Genomic DNA, 16,781 nt, shown 5'->3' with positions numbered 1-16,781 from the left:
CGCCGCCGTCTCCCGCGCCCTCACAGCGACAGCTCCACCGTCACGCCCTCGCGGGCCGAGCGGCGGGCCGCCTCCAGGACGTCCAGGGCCGCCGCGGCCTCGTGGGCGGTGACGGGGGGTTCGCCGCCCTCGCGCAGAGCCCGCGCGATCGCCGCGTAGTACGCCGGGTAGTCGCCGGGCAGCGTCGCCAGCGGGCGGCCGCCGTCGGTCAGCGGGGACTCTCCGGAGCCGATCCGGCCCCACATGGACTCGGGCTCCACACCCCACGGCTCGCCGCTCGAAGGCCGCTCGCCCTCGCGCAGCGCCGCCTCCTGCGGGTCCAGGCCGTACTTCACGTAACCGGCCGCCGACCCCAACACCCGCAAGCGCGGGCCGAGTTGGGCGGTCGTGGCGCTGACGTAGAGGTGCGAGCGGACGCCGCTCGCGTGCGTGATCGCGATGAAGGTGTCGTCGTCGGCCTGGGCGCCGGGGCGGCGCACATCGGCCTCCGCGTAGACGCGCAGCGCCGGGCCGAACAGCACGAGGGCCTGGTCCACGAGGTGGCTGCCCAGGTCGTAGAGCAGGCCGCCGATCTCCGCCGGGTCGCCGGACTCGCGCCAGCCGCCCTTCGGCTGCGGCCGCCACCGCTCGAAGCGCGACTCGAAACGCTGGACCTCGCCGAGCTCGCCGTCCGCGAGCAGCCGCCGCAGGGTCAGGAAGTCGTTGTCCCAGCGGCGGTTCTGGAAGACCGAGAGGAGCAGGCCGCGCTCCTCCGCGAGGGCCGCGAGGCCGCGCGCCTCGGCCGCCGTGCCGGCCAGCGGCTTGTCCACGACGACCGGCAGACCCGCCTTGAGCGCATCGGTGGCGATCGGTACGTGGGTCTTGTTCGGCGAGGCGATCACCACCAGGTCGAGACCGGAGTCGTGCAGCTCCTCGGGCGAGTCCACCAGACGCAGCGCGGCGCCGTGCTCGGCGCGGGCCTGCGCCCGGCGCTCGGGGTTCGAGGTGACGACCGTGTCGAGGACGAGGCCCTCGGTCGCGGCGATCAGCGGGGCGTGGAAGACGGAGCCCGCCAGGCCGAAGCCCACGAGTCCCACGCGAAGGTCAGCGGTCGGGTGAGCGTTCCTGGGATCCTTCATACGACCCACTTAAGCAACGCTGTTGCCAAAGTGCAAGCAGGAGGGACAATGGGTCGGTGAACAGGAGCAATACGGGTGCGAACCTGCCGGCACTGCGCAGCCACAACGCCGCGCTCGTCCTCGACCTGCTGCGGGCCGCGGGCGAGGAGGGCATCAGCCGGCTCGAACTCGCCGAGCGCACCGGGCTCACCCCGCAGGCGGTCAGCAAGATCACCGGGCGGCTCCGGGACGAGGGCACGGCCACCGAGGCGGGCCGTCGCGCCTCCACCGGCGGCAAGCCGCGCACCGTGCTCAAGCTGGTGCCGTCCGCCGCGCACGCCATCGGTCTGCACCTGGACCGCGACGAGCTGACCGCGGTCCTGGTCGACCTCGCGGGCACCCTGGTCGGCGCCAGGACCGTACCGCTCGATCTCGGCGCGGACCCCTCGCACGTGGTCGAGGCGGCGGCCGCCGAGGCGGAGGCGCTGGTCGGCGGCCGGCGCGTGCTGGGCGTCGGCGTCGCCATGCCGGGCCCGCTCGACCACGGCAGCGGTGTGCTGCACCGCGTCACCGGCTTCCCGCACTGGAACGGCTTCCCGCTGCGCGACGCGCTCGCCGAGCGGCTCGGCAGGAAGGTCGTTCTGGACAAGGACACCAACGCCGCGGCCCTCGGCCTCGCCCTGCGCGACGGCACCCCGGCGGGCTCCTTCGCCTACCTCCACCTCGGTACGGGGCTCGGCGCGGGCCTCGTGCTCGGCGGGGCCGTGCACCGCGGCGCCCGTACCGGCGCGGGCGAGTTCGGCCACCAGACGATTCTGCTCGGCGGGCCCGTGTGCGGCTGCGGCGGGCGCGGCTGCATCGAGGCACTCTGCCTGGCCGCGGTCGCCCGCGGGGACATCGCGGCCGCGGCCCGCTTCCTCGGGGTGGGCGCGGCCAATGTCGTCGGGCTGCTCGACATCGACCGGGTCCTGCTCGGCGGCCGCACCATCAACGCCGACCAGGAGACGTTCGTACGGGGTGTGGCCGCCGTCATCGAGGAACGCGCCCGGCGCGGCGGCGCCCCCGAGATCCCGGTCCACCCTGCCGGGGGCGGCCCGCACGCGGTCGCGGAAGGCGCGGCGCAACTCGTCCTGATCCCGGTGTTCGGCCGCGCGAATGTGGCGTACCCACGCGGTTGAGGCCCACCTGGCCGAGGCCCGCCCAGTTGGGCCCCGCGCATCCGCACTGCCCATACGAGGACCCGATATTGGGCTGATAGGGCGGTCTTCCCCGGCGCGTCAGGGTGGAAGGGGACGTGGCGTACGGGGTCGAGGGGCGGGGCGTGGCAGGCTCGCGGGCCACGACCGCGCCCGTCCGGACGGTGCCGACCGGCTCCGGGCGCGGCCTAATCCGCCCGACCGCCCGCGAGCAGCAAAGGCCCCTCATGCGACTGCGCACCGCCCTCGCCACCGCGGTGGCCGCCGTCATGATCAGCCCGCTCGCGGGGGTCGCCGCGGCCGACGACGGCGGGGCGTCGGCCGGGTGGCACAACGTCGCGCCGCGCAAGGCGGTCGTCGCCACCCAGCCCGCCGCCCGCCCGCTCGCCGTCAAACTGCCCGTCTGCGGCAGCCGGACCAGCCCCGAGTTCCCGCTCGACACCAAGATCCACGGCGGGCCCGCCGAGTACCACCCCGGTGGTGACGGCCAGAGCTGGTACCTCGACCTCACCAACACCTCCCACGAGGCCTGCGACAGCATCCACCCGGTCCTCGTCCTCGTGGACCGGGACCGCAACCTCAAGAACTCCCAGCTCCAGATGGACTTCGCCGATCCCGCCACCGGCCGCAGACACCCCGTGCAGTTCGTCAGGACCGACGAGGACGAGCACATCGGCGTCTTCGACGACGGCTTCCCCGGCTTCGTCATCGGCGCGGGCAAGACCCTCACCGTCGAGGTCCGGCTCGGCTTCGCCGCCGACACCGTGCCCGACCAGATCACCGCGAACGCCGCGATCGTGCAGCGCCGCGGCGGCAACGGGCAGTGGGTGGGGGAGTCCGGCGACTACCGCTTCGACGTGGTGGCCGAAGGCGATCTGCTGCACCGGCTCGACAACGAGCTCGCCACGACCGGCCGGGGCAGCGGCCTCGCCCGCCTCGGTCTCGTCGCCGGCGTCCTCCTCCTCGCGGGCGGCGCCCTGGTGACCACGACCCGCCGCCCCCGCCCACCGCGCCGCTGACCAGGGCGCCGAGTACACCGGCTGTTCACATACCCATGCGAGCATCGGCCCGTGGAATACCCGAACACCTCCTCGAACGACTCCCCGCACGACTTCAGGCACGACCCCCTGAACGGCTACCCGGAGAACCAGGCCCCCGGCGCCCCCATCCGCTCCGGCATCCCGGACCACGGACGCATCCCCAAGTACTACGCCGTCAAGGCCCAAGTCGCCCTGCTCATCGACGAGTTGGGGGAAGCCGGGCTGCTGCCGACCGAGCGTGATCTGGCTCTGCGGTACGGAGTCGCCCGGGAGACCGTGCGGCAGGCGCTGCGCGAGCTGCTGCTCGAAGGGAGGCTGCGCCGCCAGGGGCGCGGCACCGTGGTGGCCGGTGCCAAACTGGAGCAGCCGCTCTCACTGGCCAGCTACACCGAGGGCGTGCGCCGCCAGGGCCGTACGCCCGGACGTCACCTCATCACCCTCGAACGCTTCCCCTGTCCGCCCGCGCTCGCCGCCGAGACCGGGCTCCAACGGGGCGAGCCCGTCTGGCACATGGAGCGAGTGCTGCTCGCCGACGACGAGCGCGTCGGTCTGGAGAGCACCTACGCCGCGGTGGCCCGAATGCCGGACCTGGACAAGGAGTTCACCCCGGACTCCTCCTTCTACGCCTACCTCCGCGACCGGCTCGGCCTCATCCTCGGCGAGGTGGACGAACGCATCGAGACCGTCCTCGCCACCCCGCGCGAAGCCCTCCTCATCGGTACGCCGCCCGCGCTGCCGATGCTGCTCATCCATCGCGTCTCGCGCGACGCCGAGGGCCGCCCCCTCGAACGGGTCCGCACGCTCTACCGCGGCGACCGCTTCTCCTTCACTACCCGGCTCGGGCAGTAGTCCCAGTAGTCCGGCTCAGTCAGGCATTCAGGCATTCAGGTAGGCAATCAGGCAGTCAGGCCGCGCATGAGCTCGCCCGTTTCTGGTAACAGAAACATAACGGGTCTAGTCCAACCTTGATGGCCCGTTCACCGTCCCGTTGCCGTTCGGACCGGTGCGGGACACCCTTCCCGAGGAGCGTGGCCGCCGTGAGAGTCATCGTCGTTGGAGCCGGCGTGGTGGGAACCATGCACGCCTGGCACGCAGTGGAACGCGGCCACGAGGTCGTACAGATCGAGCGCGAGAGCGAGGCGCGCGGGGCCTCGCTCCGCAACTTCGGCCAGATATGGGTCAGTGGCCGGGCCGGCGGCGAGGAGCTGGACACCGCGCTGCGGGCCCGCGAACTGTGGGAGGGCATCGGCGAGCGGATCCCCGGGATCGGCTTCCGGCCCAACGGCTCGCTCACCCCCGTCCGCAACGCGCTCGAACTCGCCGTCGCCGAGGCCGCGCTGGCCCGCGAGGACGCCGCCGCCCGCGGCTACAAGCTCCTCACCGCCGACGAGGCCCGTGCTCTCAACCCGGCCCTGCGCGGCGACTTCGCGGCCGCCCTGTGGTGCGAACGCGACGCCGCCGTAGAGCCGCGCACCGCCCAACTCGCCCTCAAGGCCGAGCTGTTGAAGTCGGGACGGTACACGTTCCTGGGCGGCAGGGAGGTCCGCGAGGTCATCGGCGCCACAAAGGGTGGAGCCGGTGCGGTGCGCGACGACCACGGCGATGTGCACAGCGGCGACGTCGTGGTCCTGTGTACGGGAGCGTGGCTCGGCGGGCTCGTCCGCGAGCTCGTGCCCGACCTGCCCGTGCGCCGCGTACGCCTCCAGATGATGCAGACCGCACCGCTCGGCGAGCCGCTCACCACCTCCGTCGCCGACGCCGACAGCTTCCGCTACTACCCGGCGTACGCGGGCGAGGCCCTCGACGCGCTCAGCGCCGGGCAGGCGCAGGACCCGACCGCCGCCGCGCACAAGATGCAGCTCCTCATGGTGCAGCGTAAGGACGGCGGGCTGACCATCGGCGACACCCACGAATACGAGCACCCCTTCGCCTTCGACGTCCTGGAGGAGCCGTACGAGCACCTCGTCCGGGTCGTCGAATCCTTCCTCGGCCGGCCGCTCCCCAGGATCCAGCGCCGCTGGGCCGGGGTGTACGCGCAGTGCACCGACACCTCGCGCGTCGTGCACCGCCAGCAGGTGCGGGACGGGGTGTGGCTGGTGACCGGACCGGGCGGCCGCGGCATGACCTGCTCCCCGGCCATCGCCGAGCAGACCGCGAACGAGCTGGGCTGGTAAGGGAGTTGACGACAATGAACGCGTACAACCTGGTCGTACTCGACATGGCGGGCACCACCGTCGCCGACGGCGGGCTCGTGGAGCGGGCCTTCGCGAGCGCGGCCGGACGCCTCGGCGTCGAGCCCGGCTCCGCCGAGCACGCCACCATGCTCGACTACGTCCGCGCCACCATGGGCGAGTCCAAGATCTCCGTCTTCCGCCACCTCTTCGGCGACGAGACGAAGGCGCAGAGCGCCAACGCGGCCTTCGAGGAGGCGTACGGCGAGCTGGTCGACGGCGGGCTCATCGCCCCGATTCCCGGCGCCCGCACGGCAGTTGAGCGTCTCCAGAGCGAAGGCCGCACCGTCGTCCTGACCACCGGCTTCGCCCGCGTCACCCAGGACGCGATCCTCGACGCCCTCGGCTGGCGGGACCTCGTCGGGCTCACCCTGTGCCCGGCCGACGCGGGGGGCCGCGGCCGCCCGTACCCCGACATGGTGCTCAGCGCCTTCCTGCGGACGGGAGCCGTCGACGGGGTGCGGGACGTCGCGGTGGCCGGTGACACCTCGTACGACATGCTCAGCGGCGTACGGTCCGGCGCGGGCATCGTCGCGGGCGTGCTGACCGGCGCCCACGACGAGGCTGCCCTCACCGGGGCGGGCGCCACCCGCGTCCTCCGCTCGATCGCCGAACTCCCGGACCTGATAGCGGAGTTGGAGATGGAGAAGTGACCGGCGGCGCCCCGCCGGGAGCCCTGCGCAGCGGCATCCGCTTCGACGGCGTCACCGTCGCCTACCACGGCAACGCCGTCCTCGACTCGCTCGACCTCACCGTCGAACCCGGCGAGGTCATGGCGCTGCTCGGCCCCTCCGGATCCGGCAAGACCACCGCGCTGCGTGCCGTCGCCGGGTTCGTCCAGCCCGTCCGGGGGCGGGTGTTCATCGGCGACCGCGATGTGACGGGGCTGCCGCCGTACCGGCGCGGCATCGGCATGGTCGTCCAGCAGTACGCGCTCTTCCCGCACATGCGGGTCGAGGACAACGTCGCGTTCGGCCTGAAGGCGCAGAAGGTCCCCAAGGGGCAGATCCCCGGCCGGGTCGCCGAGGCCCTCGCCATGACCGGCATGGACACCTACGCCAAGCGCTACCCGCGCGAACTCTCCGGCGGTCAGCAGCAGCGCGTCGCCATCGCCCGCGCGCTCGCCATCCGCCCCGGAGTCCTCCTCCTCGACGAGCCGCTCTCCGCGCTCGACGCGCAGCTCCGCTCCGGCATGCTCACCGAACTCGCCCGGCTGCACCGGGAGTTGCCGGACGTCTCCATCCTGTACGTCACCCACGACCAGGTCGAGGCGCTCACCCTGGCGGACCGCATCGCGGTCATGGACAAGGCCCGCCTCCAGGACTGCGGGACCCCGCAGGACCTGTACCGGCGGCCGCGTACGGAGTTCACCGCGTCGTTCGTCGGCAACGCGAACCTCCTTCCGGTGCGGGTGGGGTCGGGGTCGGTGCTGTTCGGGGACACGGAGCTCTCGGTCGCCACCGACGAGGCCGCTTGGGGGGCGATGGCCACGCTGTGCGTGCGGCCGCACCTGGTGGGACTGGGGGCGGGGCCCAACGCGCTGCAGGGGCGGATCGCGGAGGTGCAGTGGCGGGGGTCCACGCACCGGCTGTACGTCGATGTGGCCGGGCACCGCGTCAAGGCGGACCTGCGGGAGCTGCGGGAGACGCCGGCGCTGGGTGACGAGGTCACCCTGCATTTCGCGCCGGGGGATGCGGTGCTGCTGGCCGCAGGGGTGAGCAATGGGTAGCTCGGGGCGGCCGGAACTGGCCGGTGACCCGGCACTGGGGGCTGTGCCCACCCTCCCCCAAGGCCTCAACGGCCAGGGAGGGGCCCCCAACGCCCTGCGGGACGATTGCCCACAGCGAGGACGGTGGCAACTGCCCTCTGCTGTCTGGGTGTTGCCGCCCGTTGTCGTCCTCGCCCTCTTCTTCCTCTATCCCCTCCTCCTCGTCGTCAAGCAGTCCGTCTCCCCGGACTCCGGAGGAACCGCCTTCCAGCCGTACTCCGACGTGTTCGCCTCGGCCGCGTTCCGGGACGCGCTCGGGACCACCGTGTGGCTGGCGGTCGGGGCGACCGTCGGGTGTCTCGTGCTCGGGTTCGTGCTCGCGCTGGTCATCGCGTTCGTGCCGTTCCCCGGCGGGAAGGCCGTCGCCAAGTTCATCGACGTGTTCCTGTCCTTCCCGTCGTTCCTGATCACGCTCGCCCTGCTGTTCATCTACGGCACGGTCGGCATGGCCAACGGGCTGTGGACGGACGTGACCGGCGCGCACAGCGGGCCCTTCCAGTTCCTGACCACGCCCTGGGGCGTGCTGCTCGCGGAGATCACGTACTTCACGCCGTTCGTGATGCGCCCGCTGCTCGCCGCGTTCTCCCAACTGGACACCGCCCAGCTGGAGGTGGCGTCCTCGCTCGGTGCGCGGCCCGCCCGGATCGTACGGCGGGTGATCCTGCCCGAGGCGCTGCCCGCGCTCGCGGCGGGGGGCTCGCTCGTGCTCGTGATGTGCCTGAACGAGTTCGGGATCGTGCTGTTCACCGGCGCCAAGGGGGTCACCACGCTGCCGATGCTCGTCTACAGCAAGGCGATCCTGGAGTCCGACTACCCGGCCGCGTGTGTCGTCGCCGTCGTCAACATCGCTATTTCCGTTGGCCTCTACGGCCTCTACCGGGTGGTGAGCCGTCGTGTTGGTGCATAGCCGGGGCGGCCGCTGGGCCACCTGGACCGTCTTCTTCGCCCTGTTCCTGCCGGTCTTCGCGCTGCCGCTGCTGGTCATCCTGGCCGCGTCGTTCGCGACCAGCTGGTCGGGCGCCTTCCCCTCCGGGTTCACCACCGGCCACTACGGCGCGGCGACCACCGGCGACTCCCTCCAGGCGCTCACCACCAGCCTCGTCACCGCCCTCACCGCCAGCGTCCTCGCGCTGACGGTGGGATCGTGGGCGGCGCTGGCGGCAGCCGCGCTGAAGAAGGGCGGCAGGCGGTTCATGGACGCGCTGTTCGTGCTGCCGGTCGCCGTACCGTCGGTGGTCGTCGGCCTCGCGGTCCTCGTCGCGTTCTCCAAGCCGCCGGTGCTGCTCAACGGGACGCGCTGGATCGTGATCCTGGCGCACACCGTTCTTGTCATGGCGTTCGCCTACCAGTCGGTTTCGGCCGCCATCCTTCGTCTCGACCCGATGTACGAGCAGGCCGCGGCCTCGCTCGGCGCCTCGCCCGGGTACGTCCTGTGGCGGGTGAAACTGCCGCTGCTGCTGCCGTCCCTGACCGCGGCCGCCGGGCTCTGCTTCGCCCTGTCCATGGGCGAGTTGAGCGCCACGATGATGCTCTACCCGCCCGACTGGACGCCGCTGCCGGTGCAGATCTTCGCGGCCACCGACCGCGGCTCCCTGTTCAGCGGCGCCGCCGTCGCCGTGGTGCTCATGGGCACGACGCTCCTCGTCCTGCTCGCCGTCTCCCGCATCCGTACCAAAGCCTCCTTCCGCTGACCCGAGCACCTCAGGAGTTCGAAACGCCATGCACAGAAACACCTTCACGGCACTCAAGCCGGTCGCCGCCGTCACCGGCAGTCTCGTCCTGGCCGCCACCCTCTCCGCCTGCGGCGGCGACTCCTCCGCCGGCTCCGGAGACAAGACCGTCACCGTCTACAGCGCCGACGGCCTCAAGGGCGAGAAGGGCGACGGCTGGTACGACCAGGTCTTCAAGGACTTCGAGGCGAAGACCGGCATCAAGGTCAAGTACGTCGAGGGCGGCTCCGGCGAGATGGTGCAGCGCGCCACCCGCGAGAAGCCCAACACCCAGGCCGACCTCCTGGTCACCCTGCCGCCGTTCATCCAGCAGGCCGAGAGCAAGGGGCTGCTCCAGAAGTACGTCCCGGCCGGCGCGGACAAGGTCGGCGGCGGCGACAAGTCGCCCGACGGCACGTGGACTTCGGTCGTCAACAACTACTTCGGGTTCATCTACAACAAGAAGGACCTGAAGGAGGCCCCCAAGAACTGGGAGGACCTGCTCGACGCCAAGTACAAGAACAAGATCCAGTACTCCACGCCGGGCGTCGCGGGCGACGGCACCGCGGTGGTCATCAAGGCCATGCACGACTTCGGCGGCAAGGAGGCCGCGATGGAGTACCTGCGCAAGCTCCAGGCGAACAACGTCGGCCCGTCCGCCTCCACCGGCAAGCTGGCGCCCAAGGTCGACAAGGGCGAACTCCTCGCCGCCAACGGCGATGTGCAGATGAACTACGCCCAGGCCAAGACCATGCCCAACCTCGGCATCTGGTTCCCCGGCACCGCGAGCGGCACCAGGCCCTCCTCCTTCGGACTGCCGTACGCGGCCGGCCTGGTCAGCAACGCGCCGCACAGCGCGAACGGCAAGAAGCTCCTCGACTACATGCTGAGCGAGCAGGCGCAGAGGCAGGTCAGCGAGATCGGCGGCGGCTTCTCGGCGCGCACCGACATCAAGGCCACCGACGCCAACGCGGTCGCGCTCGGCAAACTGATGCAGGGCATCGACATCTTCCAGCCGGACTGGATGGACATCGCCAAGAACCTGCCGACGTACGTCGACGCGTGGAAGACGGCCACGGGCAGCTGACGGCGACGGCCCGGGGCCGCCGGGTCCGGACGGGTCAGGATCACCGTTTCCTGGCTAGGCTGGGGGCGTCGGACGTGCACAGCGCGGTGCCCCGGCGTCCCCAGCTCACCGTTGAACCCAGGAGAGTCCGCACCCATGGCAGAGCGCAAGCCGATCGAATCCTGGCTCACCGACATGGACGGTGTCCTCATTCACGAGGGCACCCCCATCCCCGGTGCGGACGCCTTCCTCAAGACGCTCAGGGAGTCGGGCCGCCCCTTCCTCGTCCTCACCAACAACTCGATCTACACCCCGCGCGATCTGCACGCCCGCCTGCTGCGCATGGGTCTCGACGTGCCGGTCGACAACATCTGGACCTCCGCGCTCGCCACCGCCAAGTTCCTCGACGACCAGCGGCCGGGCGGGACCGCGTACGTCATCGGCGAGGCGGGCCTGACCACCGCGCTGCACGACATCGGGTACGTCCTGACCGACCACGAGCCGGACTACGTGGTCCTCGGAGAGACCCGTACGTACAGCTTCGAGGCGCTCACCAAGGCGATCCGGCTCATCAACGCCGGGGCCCGGTTCATCTGCACCAACCCGGACGAGACCGGGCCGAGCCAGGAGGGCCCGCTGCCCGCCACCGGCGCGGTCGCCGCGCTGATCACCAAGGCGACCGGCAAGCAGCCGTACTTCGCGGGCAAGCCCAACCCGCTGATGATGCGCACCGGCCTCAACGCGATCGGCGCGCACTCCGAGACCAGCGCCATGATCGGCGACCGGATGGACACGGACGTGCTCGCGGGCCTGGAGGCCGGCATGCAGACGTTCCTGGTCCTGACCGGTCTCACCCGCCCCGAGGACGTGGAGAAGCACCCCTTCCGCCCGTCCAAGATCGTCGACTCGATCGCGGACCTGGTGAAGCTGATCTAGGACGGTCCGGGACCCGCCCTAGACCGTACGGCGGAGCCGCCACGCCCTCGGGATGCGGAATGCGCTGTGTCACGTGAATCTCGGTTGCAGGAGGTTCACGATGCGCATCCGTTCCAACACACTCTGTGCGGCCGTGGCGGCCGCCGCCCTGACCGTGTTGCCCGCGTCCCCCGCGGTGGCCGAGTCCGAGCCGCACGGATCGGTGCGGGTGACCCCGAGCATCACGGCCCCCGGCGCGGAGGTGGACCTGCGGGTGAGCGTGTGCAGCGGCCGCGAGGCGGTCGGCACCTCGGACGCCTTCGTGTCCGAGGCCCGCTTCACGCCCGAGCACGACGGCGGCCTGTTCGCGCAGGCCCGGATCCGCTCGGACGCGCAGGACCGCGACTACGACATCTGGGTCAACTGCAAGGACAGCTCCGGCAAGTCGAGCGGCCGGCTCACCGTCGTCCACGGCAGTGAACACGGCCACGATCAAGGTCGTGACCACGACCACCGCACCCCGTCGCGTCCTGTGCACGCGGGCGGCGGCGGCACGGCCGCCCTCGCGTCGAGCGGGGCGCGGGAAGAGGGCCCCGGCACCAAGCACGCGGTGATCGGCCTCGTGCTTGCGGCCGTGGCGGCGGTCGCCGTCGCGGGACGCAGCGTGCGGCGCCGGCGCGGCGGCGGCTGAGATGTCCTCGGCACGCGGCGGCGGGCGGTTGATGACCGGTCTGGCCTGGGCCGTGCTGCTGCTCGGCCTGTGCCTGTGGGGCCGGGGCGTCACCAGCGGCTCCGGCGGCAGCTCGGCGCCCATCACCGGCGACATCGCGGCCGTGGGCCGGCCGCTCGGCGCGCCGCTGCCGCCCGCGCACACTCCGCTGAGGGGCGCGGCGCCGCAGCGCGTCGAGATCCCCTCCATAGGCGTCGCCGCGCCGGTCGTGCCGCGCCCTCTGGACTCCGACGGCGCGATCGATCCGCCGCCGTACGCCCGGTCCGGCACGGTCGGCTGGTTCGGCGGCGGCACCCGGCCGGGCGCGGCGGGCGCCGCCCTCCTGGTCGGGCACGTGGACACCGAGAGCAAGCCCGCCGTGTTCTACGGGCTGAGCGCGGTCCGCCCCGGCGCGGGGATCACGGTGACCGGCACCGACGGCTCGGTCGCCGAGTTCACCGTCGACGACGTCCAGGTCCTCGCCCGGGACCACTTCGACGCCACCAGGGCGTACGGGCCCCGGCAGCCTGGGCGGGCCGAGCTCCGCCTGATCACCTGCGGCGGGACGTACGACCGCACCACCAAGGCGTACACCGCGAACGTGGTCGTCTCGGCCTATCTGACCGACGCGAGGGAACCGGCCCCTTCGAAGCCGGCGAAGTCCTGACCGCGGCGCGCGGGCGGGCGGGTCCGGAGCGGCGGCCGTCGGCCGGTACCTGGCCCGGCCGACGGCCCGCTCCCCCCGGAGCCGCCGGCCGGGCCGGTCCTCGACCGCGGGTGCACGGGCTGCGGGAGAAGCCCGGCACGTGTGCGGGAGGTTCCGTTGGGTCCGGAGGTCATGGGGCGACCGGGGCAGGGGCTGCCGACGGCACCACTGTAGAACCGGTGAGCGGCCCCGGCCTAGGTGTCGTTACCGCCAAGTCGCCCTGCGCGCCGGCCGAGTCGAAGGCGCCTCGCACCTGGCGGGGCGGCGGTCCCGGTTCACCGATCGAGGTCAAGGAAGCGGAGATGTGCGGGAGTTGGGTGTCACGCGGGGTGCGGGCCGGTGCGCTGGTCGTGGCCGCCGCCCTGCTGGCCGCGGGATGCGGCGGGCCGGTCGAGCAGCTCGCGGCCACGGTGAGCGCGAGCCCCACCCCTTCCGGGCCGCCCCGGCAGCCGCAGTCCGCCGGCCCGTTCTGGGTCGACCCGGACACCAGCGCGGCACGGCAACTGGCCGCGTACAAGCGGTCGGGCGACGGCGAGAAGGCGGCGCTCATCAGGAAGATCGCCGAGCAGCCGATGGGCGAGTGGATCGGCGAGGACGATCCCGAGGCGACCGTACGGGGCTACACCCAGGCCGCCGCGAAGGCCGACCGCACCGCGCTGCTCGTCGTCTACAACATCCCGCACCGCGACTGCGGCCAGTTCTCCCGGGGCGGGGCCGCCGACGGAGCCGCCTATCGCGCCTGGGTCGACCAGGTGGCCCAGGGCATCGGCGTGCGCCGCGCCGTGGTCGTCCTGGAACCGGACGCCGTCCTGCACCTGCTCGACGGCTGCACCCCGCAGGCGTTCCACGAGGAGCGGTACGCGCTCTTGCGGGCGGCCGTCCAGCGGCTCAAGCGGCAGCCGTCGGTGAAGGTGTACGTGGACGCGGGCAACGCGGGGTGGCGGTCCCCGGACACCCTCGGCGACCCGCTGCGGCGGGCGGGCATCGAGAGCGCCGACGGATTCGCGGTCAACGTGTCCAACTTCCAGACGACGCGGGCGAGCCGGGACTTCGGGACGCGGCTGTCGGCGCAGGTCGGCGGCAAGCACTTCGTGATCGACACGAGCCGCAACGGCAACGGCCCCTACACGGGGGGCGACCCGAGGGAGAACTGGTGCAACCCGCCGGGCCGGGCGCTGGGCGAACGCCCGACGACGAACACCGGGGGCGGCCCGGTCGACGCGTACATCTGGGCGAAGCGGCCCGGTGAGTCGGACGGCCCGTGCAAGGGCGGCCCGAAGGCGGGGGAGTGGTGGCCGGAGTACGCGCTGGAGCTGGCGGGCAATTCGGGCTGACTTCGCCCGCTCGCGGGAACGACCGAGGCCCCCTCGCGCTGGGCGAGGGGGCCTCGGTGGTGCGTGCGCCGCCAGGGACTCGAACCCCGGACCCGCTGATTAAGAGTCAGCTGCTCTAACCAACTGAGCTAGCGGCGCCTGCTGACTCGGAGAACTTTACCGGACTCTCCAGGGTGGTTTTGACCAGCGCCACGCTGTCAGATGTTCGTTTCATTCGCATCAATCGGTCAATATACGACTCGTTATGACAATTAGGACAGCGTGGTCCGTGCAGCAGCACGGACATGACCTTCGGAGTCTCCGCGAGCGGGACGATCGGGAGGGGAAGCCCATGACCAGCACAGCAGGTCCGGTGTTCGAGAACTACGAGCCCACCGGGGAGTGCGGCTGCGCCGGCTGCCTGGACTGGCGGCGGCTGCGACGGCTTCCGGTGCGCGACGGCGGGCACCCCGCCGCGAACGGCGGCGCCCGCCGCGCCCTGGTGGCGGCCACCGCGGCCGGACTGGTGCTCGGCGGCGGATCGGTGGCCGCGGCCGCCGAGTCCCCACCGCCCAGGGACTCGGGCGCGACCACGGCCGCCGACCCCGGGCCGCTCACCGAGCAGGGCGGCCGGAGCGGACTGCACGGCGCGCCCGGCAGTCCCGCGTCCGGGCAGCAGAAGCTGCGGCCGCTCACCCGGGCCGAGATCATCAACCGCGCCAAGAAGTGGGTGGCGGCCTCGGTCCCGTACGACATGGAGGAGTACTGGACGGACGGGTACCGGCAGGACTGCTCCGGTTATGTGTCCATGGCATGGGACCTCGGCACCAACGAGTGGACCGGGAGCCTCGCGGAGTTCGGGGTGCGCACCACGAAGGAGGAGCTGCAGCCCGGCGACATGCTGCTCTTCCACAATCCGAGCAACCCGACCAAGGGCTCCCACGTGGTGCTCTTCGGCGGCTGGACCGACCACACGCACAACTACTACACCGCCTACGAGCAGACCCCGCCCGGCACCCGCAAGCAGGCCACCCCGTACGCGTACTGGAAGAACTCCGGCCGTTACGTGCCCTACCGGTACAAGGCGCTGGCCACCGGCAGCAGCGGCGCGGAGCCCGGCACCGGCGAGGCGTTCCCCGGCACGGGGAAGTTCGGGCCCGGCGCCAACAACGCCCACGTCACCCAGCTCGGGCAGATGCTGATCCAGCGCGGCGGCGGCCGCTTCTACACGCAGGGCCCGGGACCCCGCTGGGGCTCGGCCGACGAGAAGGCGACCCGCGCCTTCCAGGAGGCCCAGGGCTGGACCGGGGCGGACGCGGACGGGATTCCCGGGGCGAAGACCTGGGCGCTGCTGGTGCAGGGCGTCGGCAAGAACATCGCCCCCGCCTCACCGGGTCCGGCCGTGCGTCCGGTCCCGGCCCCGGTCAGTGTGCAGGCTCCGCCCGCCTACCCCGGCAGGAGCTACTTCCGGACCGGCCAGGACAGCGACTACGTCACCCAGCTCGGCCGGCAGCTCGTGGCGAAGGGATTCGGGACGTACTACACCTTGGGTCCCGGGGCGTGGTGGGGCGAGGAGGACCGGCGCAACGTCGAGGCGTTCCAGCGGGCCCAGGGCTGGAGCGGCGCCGCCGCCGACGGCTACCCCGGGCCCGAGACCTGGCGGCGGCTCTTCGCATGATGGAAGGACAGACGAGCATGCAGACCCCCACCCCGACCCCGCCCGCCCCCGACGGCGCCGAGTCGCCCCCCGGGCCGGTCCTCGCGTCCGTGGACGCCGGACCGCCTCGCGGCGCGGCCTTCGCGAACGCGGACAGCGGCCGCAGAGTGGCCGTGATCCGCAGCGGGAACACCGCCGAGATCCCGGTCCACCTGCTGTTCCGCGCCGGCACCGGGCCCGGCCCGGTCGTCGCCGCGGGCCCGGTGGCCCTCCGCTCCGGGCCTGCACAGCCCAGGCCCCCTCACCAGGCGGGGCCGCGGCCCGTCGTCGTGGCCCCGGCCCGGCCCGCCACCCCCGGCGACCCGCGGATCGTGGAACGGCCGGGCCAGGTGCTGCCCGGCCGGGCGGCCGTCGCCGCCGGGCTGCTGGCGCTCGTCGGGTGCGCGCTGGTGATCTGGTGGACCGGCCTCCTGTCCGAGCCCGTCACCACGGCGCTGCGGCTGCGCCCGTATCCGTACCGGGGAATGCGCGGCGAGCAGTGGGCGCTGCTCGTGCTCGGGGTGAGCGCGGCGGTGCTCGCGTTCGGCGGGCTCGGACGCGGCCGGGTCGGTCACGCCTGGGTGCTCTCGCTGTTCGGGGAGTACCGCGGCAGCGTGCGGAGCACCGGGCTCGTGTGGATGAGCCCGCTGCTGCTGCGCCGCCCGGTCGATGTGCGGCTGCGGCACTGGCGCAGCGAGCCGCTGGACGCGGTCGACGCCCACGGCACGGCGCTGCGGGTGGTGGTCCTGGTGGTGTGGCGGATCAGTGACACCGCGCGGGCCGTGCTCGCCGTCGCCGACCACGAGCGGTATCTGCGCGAGCAGGTGGAGGCGGCGATGGCCCGGGTGCTCTCGCAGCTGCCCGCCGACTCCTTCCACGAGGACGCGCCCACCCTCAGGAACGCCGAGGCGGTCGGCGACGCGCTGACCCGGATGCTGAAGTCGGAGGCGGAGCCGGTCGGCATCGAGGTGTACTCGGCGCAGCCGACCCGGATCGAGTACGCGCCCGAGGTGGCGGCGGCGATGCGCAGAGGGCGGATCGCGGCGATCGACGCCAGGCACCGGGACTCGGTGCTGACCTCGGTGGTGGACGCGGTGGAGGACACCGTGCACCGGCTGACCTCGCGGGGGCTGGTGGAGCTGGACGACTACGAGCGCAAGGCCCTGGTGAAGGACCTGACGGTCGCCTTCTACACGGGACGCGGCTCGGGGGAGGGCGCCTGAGGCCGGATCCGGCTCCGGCCACCTGCCGGTCTGGACATGCCCAACTCCCGTCAATACTCTGGGAGTTGGTCTAGACCGGAACGTGAAATACCGCACGCGTGCAGCTCCATCA

At 72.5% G+C, this 16,781-nt stretch carries 16 protein-coding genes and 1 tRNA gene; 15 read left to right on the top strand and 2 right to left on the bottom strand.

Annotation, left to right across the window (positions count from 1 at the left end; genetic code table 11):
- Positions 1 to 20 precede the first annotated feature (20 nt).
- Positions 21 to 1,118 (bottom strand): Gfo/Idh/MocA family oxidoreductase, encoded by a 1,098-nt coding sequence (locus tag ACIQ8J_RS05305; protein WP_403265075.1) that lies wholly within the window; start codon positions 1,116 to 1,118, stop codon positions 21 to 23.
- 56 nt (positions 1,119 to 1,174) lie between these two features.
- On the opposite strand from ACIQ8J_RS05305, the gene ACIQ8J_RS05300 reads away from it, so the two are divergent.
- The 13 genes from ACIQ8J_RS05300 (at position 1,175) to ACIQ8J_RS05240 (ending at position 13,771) form a co-directional block, all read left to right on the top strand.
- Positions 1,175 to 2,275: an ROK family protein gene (locus ACIQ8J_RS05300; protein ID WP_403265072.1), complete on the top strand. Its 1,101-nt coding sequence runs from the start codon at positions 1,175 to 1,177 to the stop codon at positions 2,273 to 2,275.
- A gap of 245 nt (positions 2,276 to 2,520) precedes the next feature.
- Complete coding sequence (locus ACIQ8J_RS05295) at positions 2,521 to 3,312, top strand: hypothetical protein (RefSeq protein WP_403265070.1); 792 nt, start codon at positions 2,521 to 2,523, stop codon at positions 3,310 to 3,312.
- Positions 3,313 to 3,420: 108 nt separating this feature from the next.
- Positions 3,421 to 4,182: a GntR family transcriptional regulator gene (locus ACIQ8J_RS05290; RefSeq protein WP_403265270.1), complete on the top strand. Its 762-nt coding sequence runs from the start codon at positions 3,421 to 3,423 to the stop codon at positions 4,180 to 4,182.
- 188 nt (positions 4,183 to 4,370) lie between these two features.
- Positions 4,371 to 5,507, top strand: coding sequence for a TIGR03364 family FAD-dependent oxidoreductase (locus ACIQ8J_RS05285; RefSeq protein WP_403265067.1), 1,137 nt, complete (start codon positions 4,371 to 4,373; stop codon positions 5,505 to 5,507).
- A 14-nt stretch (positions 5,508 to 5,521) separates the two neighbouring features.
- Complete coding sequence (locus ACIQ8J_RS05280; protein WP_403265064.1) at positions 5,522 to 6,217, top strand: HAD family hydrolase; 696 nt, start codon at positions 5,522 to 5,524, stop codon at positions 6,215 to 6,217.
- Positions 6,218 to 6,240: 23 nt separating this feature from the next.
- Positions 6,241 to 7,293, top strand: coding sequence for an ABC transporter ATP-binding protein (locus ACIQ8J_RS05275; RefSeq protein ID WP_403265268.1), 1,053 nt, complete (start codon positions 6,241 to 6,243; stop codon positions 7,291 to 7,293).
- Positions 7,286 to 8,239 (top strand): 2-aminoethylphosphonate ABC transporter permease subunit, encoded by a 954-nt coding sequence (locus ACIQ8J_RS05270; protein WP_403265062.1) that lies wholly within the window; start codon positions 7,286 to 7,288, stop codon positions 8,237 to 8,239. The genes ACIQ8J_RS05275 and ACIQ8J_RS05270 overlap by 8 nt, the downstream gene beginning before the upstream one ends.
- Complete coding sequence (locus ACIQ8J_RS05265) at positions 8,226 to 9,023, top strand: ABC transporter permease (RefSeq protein ID WP_403265059.1); 798 nt, start codon at positions 8,226 to 8,228, stop codon at positions 9,021 to 9,023. Before ACIQ8J_RS05270 ends, ACIQ8J_RS05265 begins: the two co-directional genes overlap by 14 nt.
- A 28-nt stretch (positions 9,024 to 9,051) precedes the next feature.
- On the top strand, positions 9,052 to 10,128 hold the full coding sequence (locus ACIQ8J_RS05260; protein WP_403265056.1) for a 2-aminoethylphosphonate ABC transporter substrate-binding protein: 1,077 nt from the start codon (positions 9,052 to 9,054) through the stop codon (positions 10,126 to 10,128).
- Positions 10,129 to 10,263: 135 nt separating this feature from the next.
- The gene (locus ACIQ8J_RS05255) at positions 10,264 to 11,043 is read left to right on the top strand and encodes an HAD-IIA family hydrolase (RefSeq protein ID WP_403265053.1); all 780 of its coding nucleotides are present in this window, start codon (positions 10,264 to 10,266) and stop codon (positions 11,041 to 11,043) included.
- A gap of 100 nt (positions 11,044 to 11,143) precedes the next feature.
- On the top strand, positions 11,144 to 11,713 hold the full coding sequence (locus ACIQ8J_RS05250; RefSeq protein ID WP_403265051.1) for a hypothetical protein: 570 nt from the start codon (positions 11,144 to 11,146) through the stop codon (positions 11,711 to 11,713).
- Position 11,714: 1 nt separating this feature from the next.
- Positions 11,715 to 12,398 carry a class F sortase gene (locus ACIQ8J_RS05245; protein WP_403265048.1) on the top strand — a complete coding sequence of 228 codons (684 nt, stop codon included), beginning with the start codon at positions 11,715 to 11,717 and terminating at the stop codon, positions 12,396 to 12,398.
- A 341-nt stretch (positions 12,399 to 12,739) separates the two neighbouring features.
- On the top strand, positions 12,740 to 13,771 hold the full coding sequence (locus tag ACIQ8J_RS05240) for a glycoside hydrolase family 6 protein (protein ID WP_403265265.1): 1,032 nt from the start codon (positions 12,740 to 12,742) through the stop codon (positions 13,769 to 13,771).
- Between the two features lie 64 nt (positions 13,772 to 13,835).
- Here the strand turns inward: ACIQ8J_RS05240 and ACIQ8J_RS05235 are convergent.
- Positions 13,836 to 13,909, bottom strand: a tRNA-Lys gene (locus ACIQ8J_RS05235).
- A 193-nt stretch (positions 13,910 to 14,102) separates the two neighbouring features.
- On the opposite strand from ACIQ8J_RS05235, the gene ACIQ8J_RS05230 reads away from it, so the two are divergent.
- Together ACIQ8J_RS05230 and ACIQ8J_RS05225 are read left to right on the top strand one after the other, a co-directional pair.
- Entirely contained in the window at positions 14,103 to 15,428 is a 1,326-nt protein-coding gene (locus ACIQ8J_RS05230) for a peptidoglycan-binding protein (RefSeq protein ID WP_403265045.1), read from the top strand.
- A gap of 17 nt (positions 15,429 to 15,445) precedes the next feature.
- The gene (locus ACIQ8J_RS05225) at positions 15,446 to 16,669 is read left to right on the top strand and encodes an SPFH domain-containing protein (protein ID WP_403265043.1); all 1,224 of its coding nucleotides are present in this window, start codon (positions 15,446 to 15,448) and stop codon (positions 16,667 to 16,669) included.
- Positions 16,670 to 16,781: the final 112 nt, after the last annotated feature.

It is taken from the genome of Streptomyces sp. NPDC094147 (assembly GCF_044764265.1).
GTDB lineage: Bacteria > Actinomycetota > Actinomycetes > Streptomycetales > Streptomycetaceae > Streptomyces.
This window is presented reverse-complemented; position numbering and strand designations above follow the sequence as displayed.

Excerpts from the sequence above, each read along its gene's own strand:
- ACIQ8J_RS05305 (WP_403265075.1), bottom strand. The coding sequence starts at position 1,118 with ATGAAGGATCCCAGGAACGCTCACCCGACCGCTGACCTTCGCGTGGGA.
- ACIQ8J_RS05295 (WP_403265070.1), top strand. The coding sequence starts at position 2,521 with ATGCGACTGCGCACCGCCCTCGCCACCGCGGTGGCCGCCGTCATGATC.
- ACIQ8J_RS05280 (WP_403265064.1), top strand. The coding sequence starts at position 5,522 with ATGAACGCGTACAACCTGGTCGTACTCGACATGGCGGGCACCACCGTC.
- ACIQ8J_RS05270 (WP_403265062.1), top strand. The coding sequence starts at position 7,286 with ATGGGTAGCTCGGGGCGGCCGGAACTGGCCGGTGACCCGGCACTGGGG.
- ACIQ8J_RS05260 (WP_403265056.1), top strand. The coding sequence starts at position 9,052 with ATGCACAGAAACACCTTCACGGCACTCAAGCCGGTCGCCGCCGTCACC.
- ACIQ8J_RS05255 (WP_403265053.1), top strand. The coding sequence starts at position 10,264 with ATGGCAGAGCGCAAGCCGATCGAATCCTGGCTCACCGACATGGACGGT.
- ACIQ8J_RS05250 (WP_403265051.1), top strand. The coding sequence starts at position 11,144 with ATGCGCATCCGTTCCAACACACTCTGTGCGGCCGTGGCGGCCGCCGCC.
- ACIQ8J_RS05245 (WP_403265048.1), top strand. The coding sequence starts at position 11,715 with ATGTCCTCGGCACGCGGCGGCGGGCGGTTGATGACCGGTCTGGCCTGG.
- ACIQ8J_RS05240 (WP_403265265.1), top strand. The coding sequence starts at position 12,740 with ATGTGCGGGAGTTGGGTGTCACGCGGGGTGCGGGCCGGTGCGCTGGTC.
- ACIQ8J_RS05230 (WP_403265045.1), top strand. The coding sequence starts at position 14,103 with ATGACCAGCACAGCAGGTCCGGTGTTCGAGAACTACGAGCCCACCGGG.
- ACIQ8J_RS05225 (WP_403265043.1), top strand. The coding sequence starts at position 15,446 with ATGCAGACCCCCACCCCGACCCCGCCCGCCCCCGACGGCGCCGAGTCG.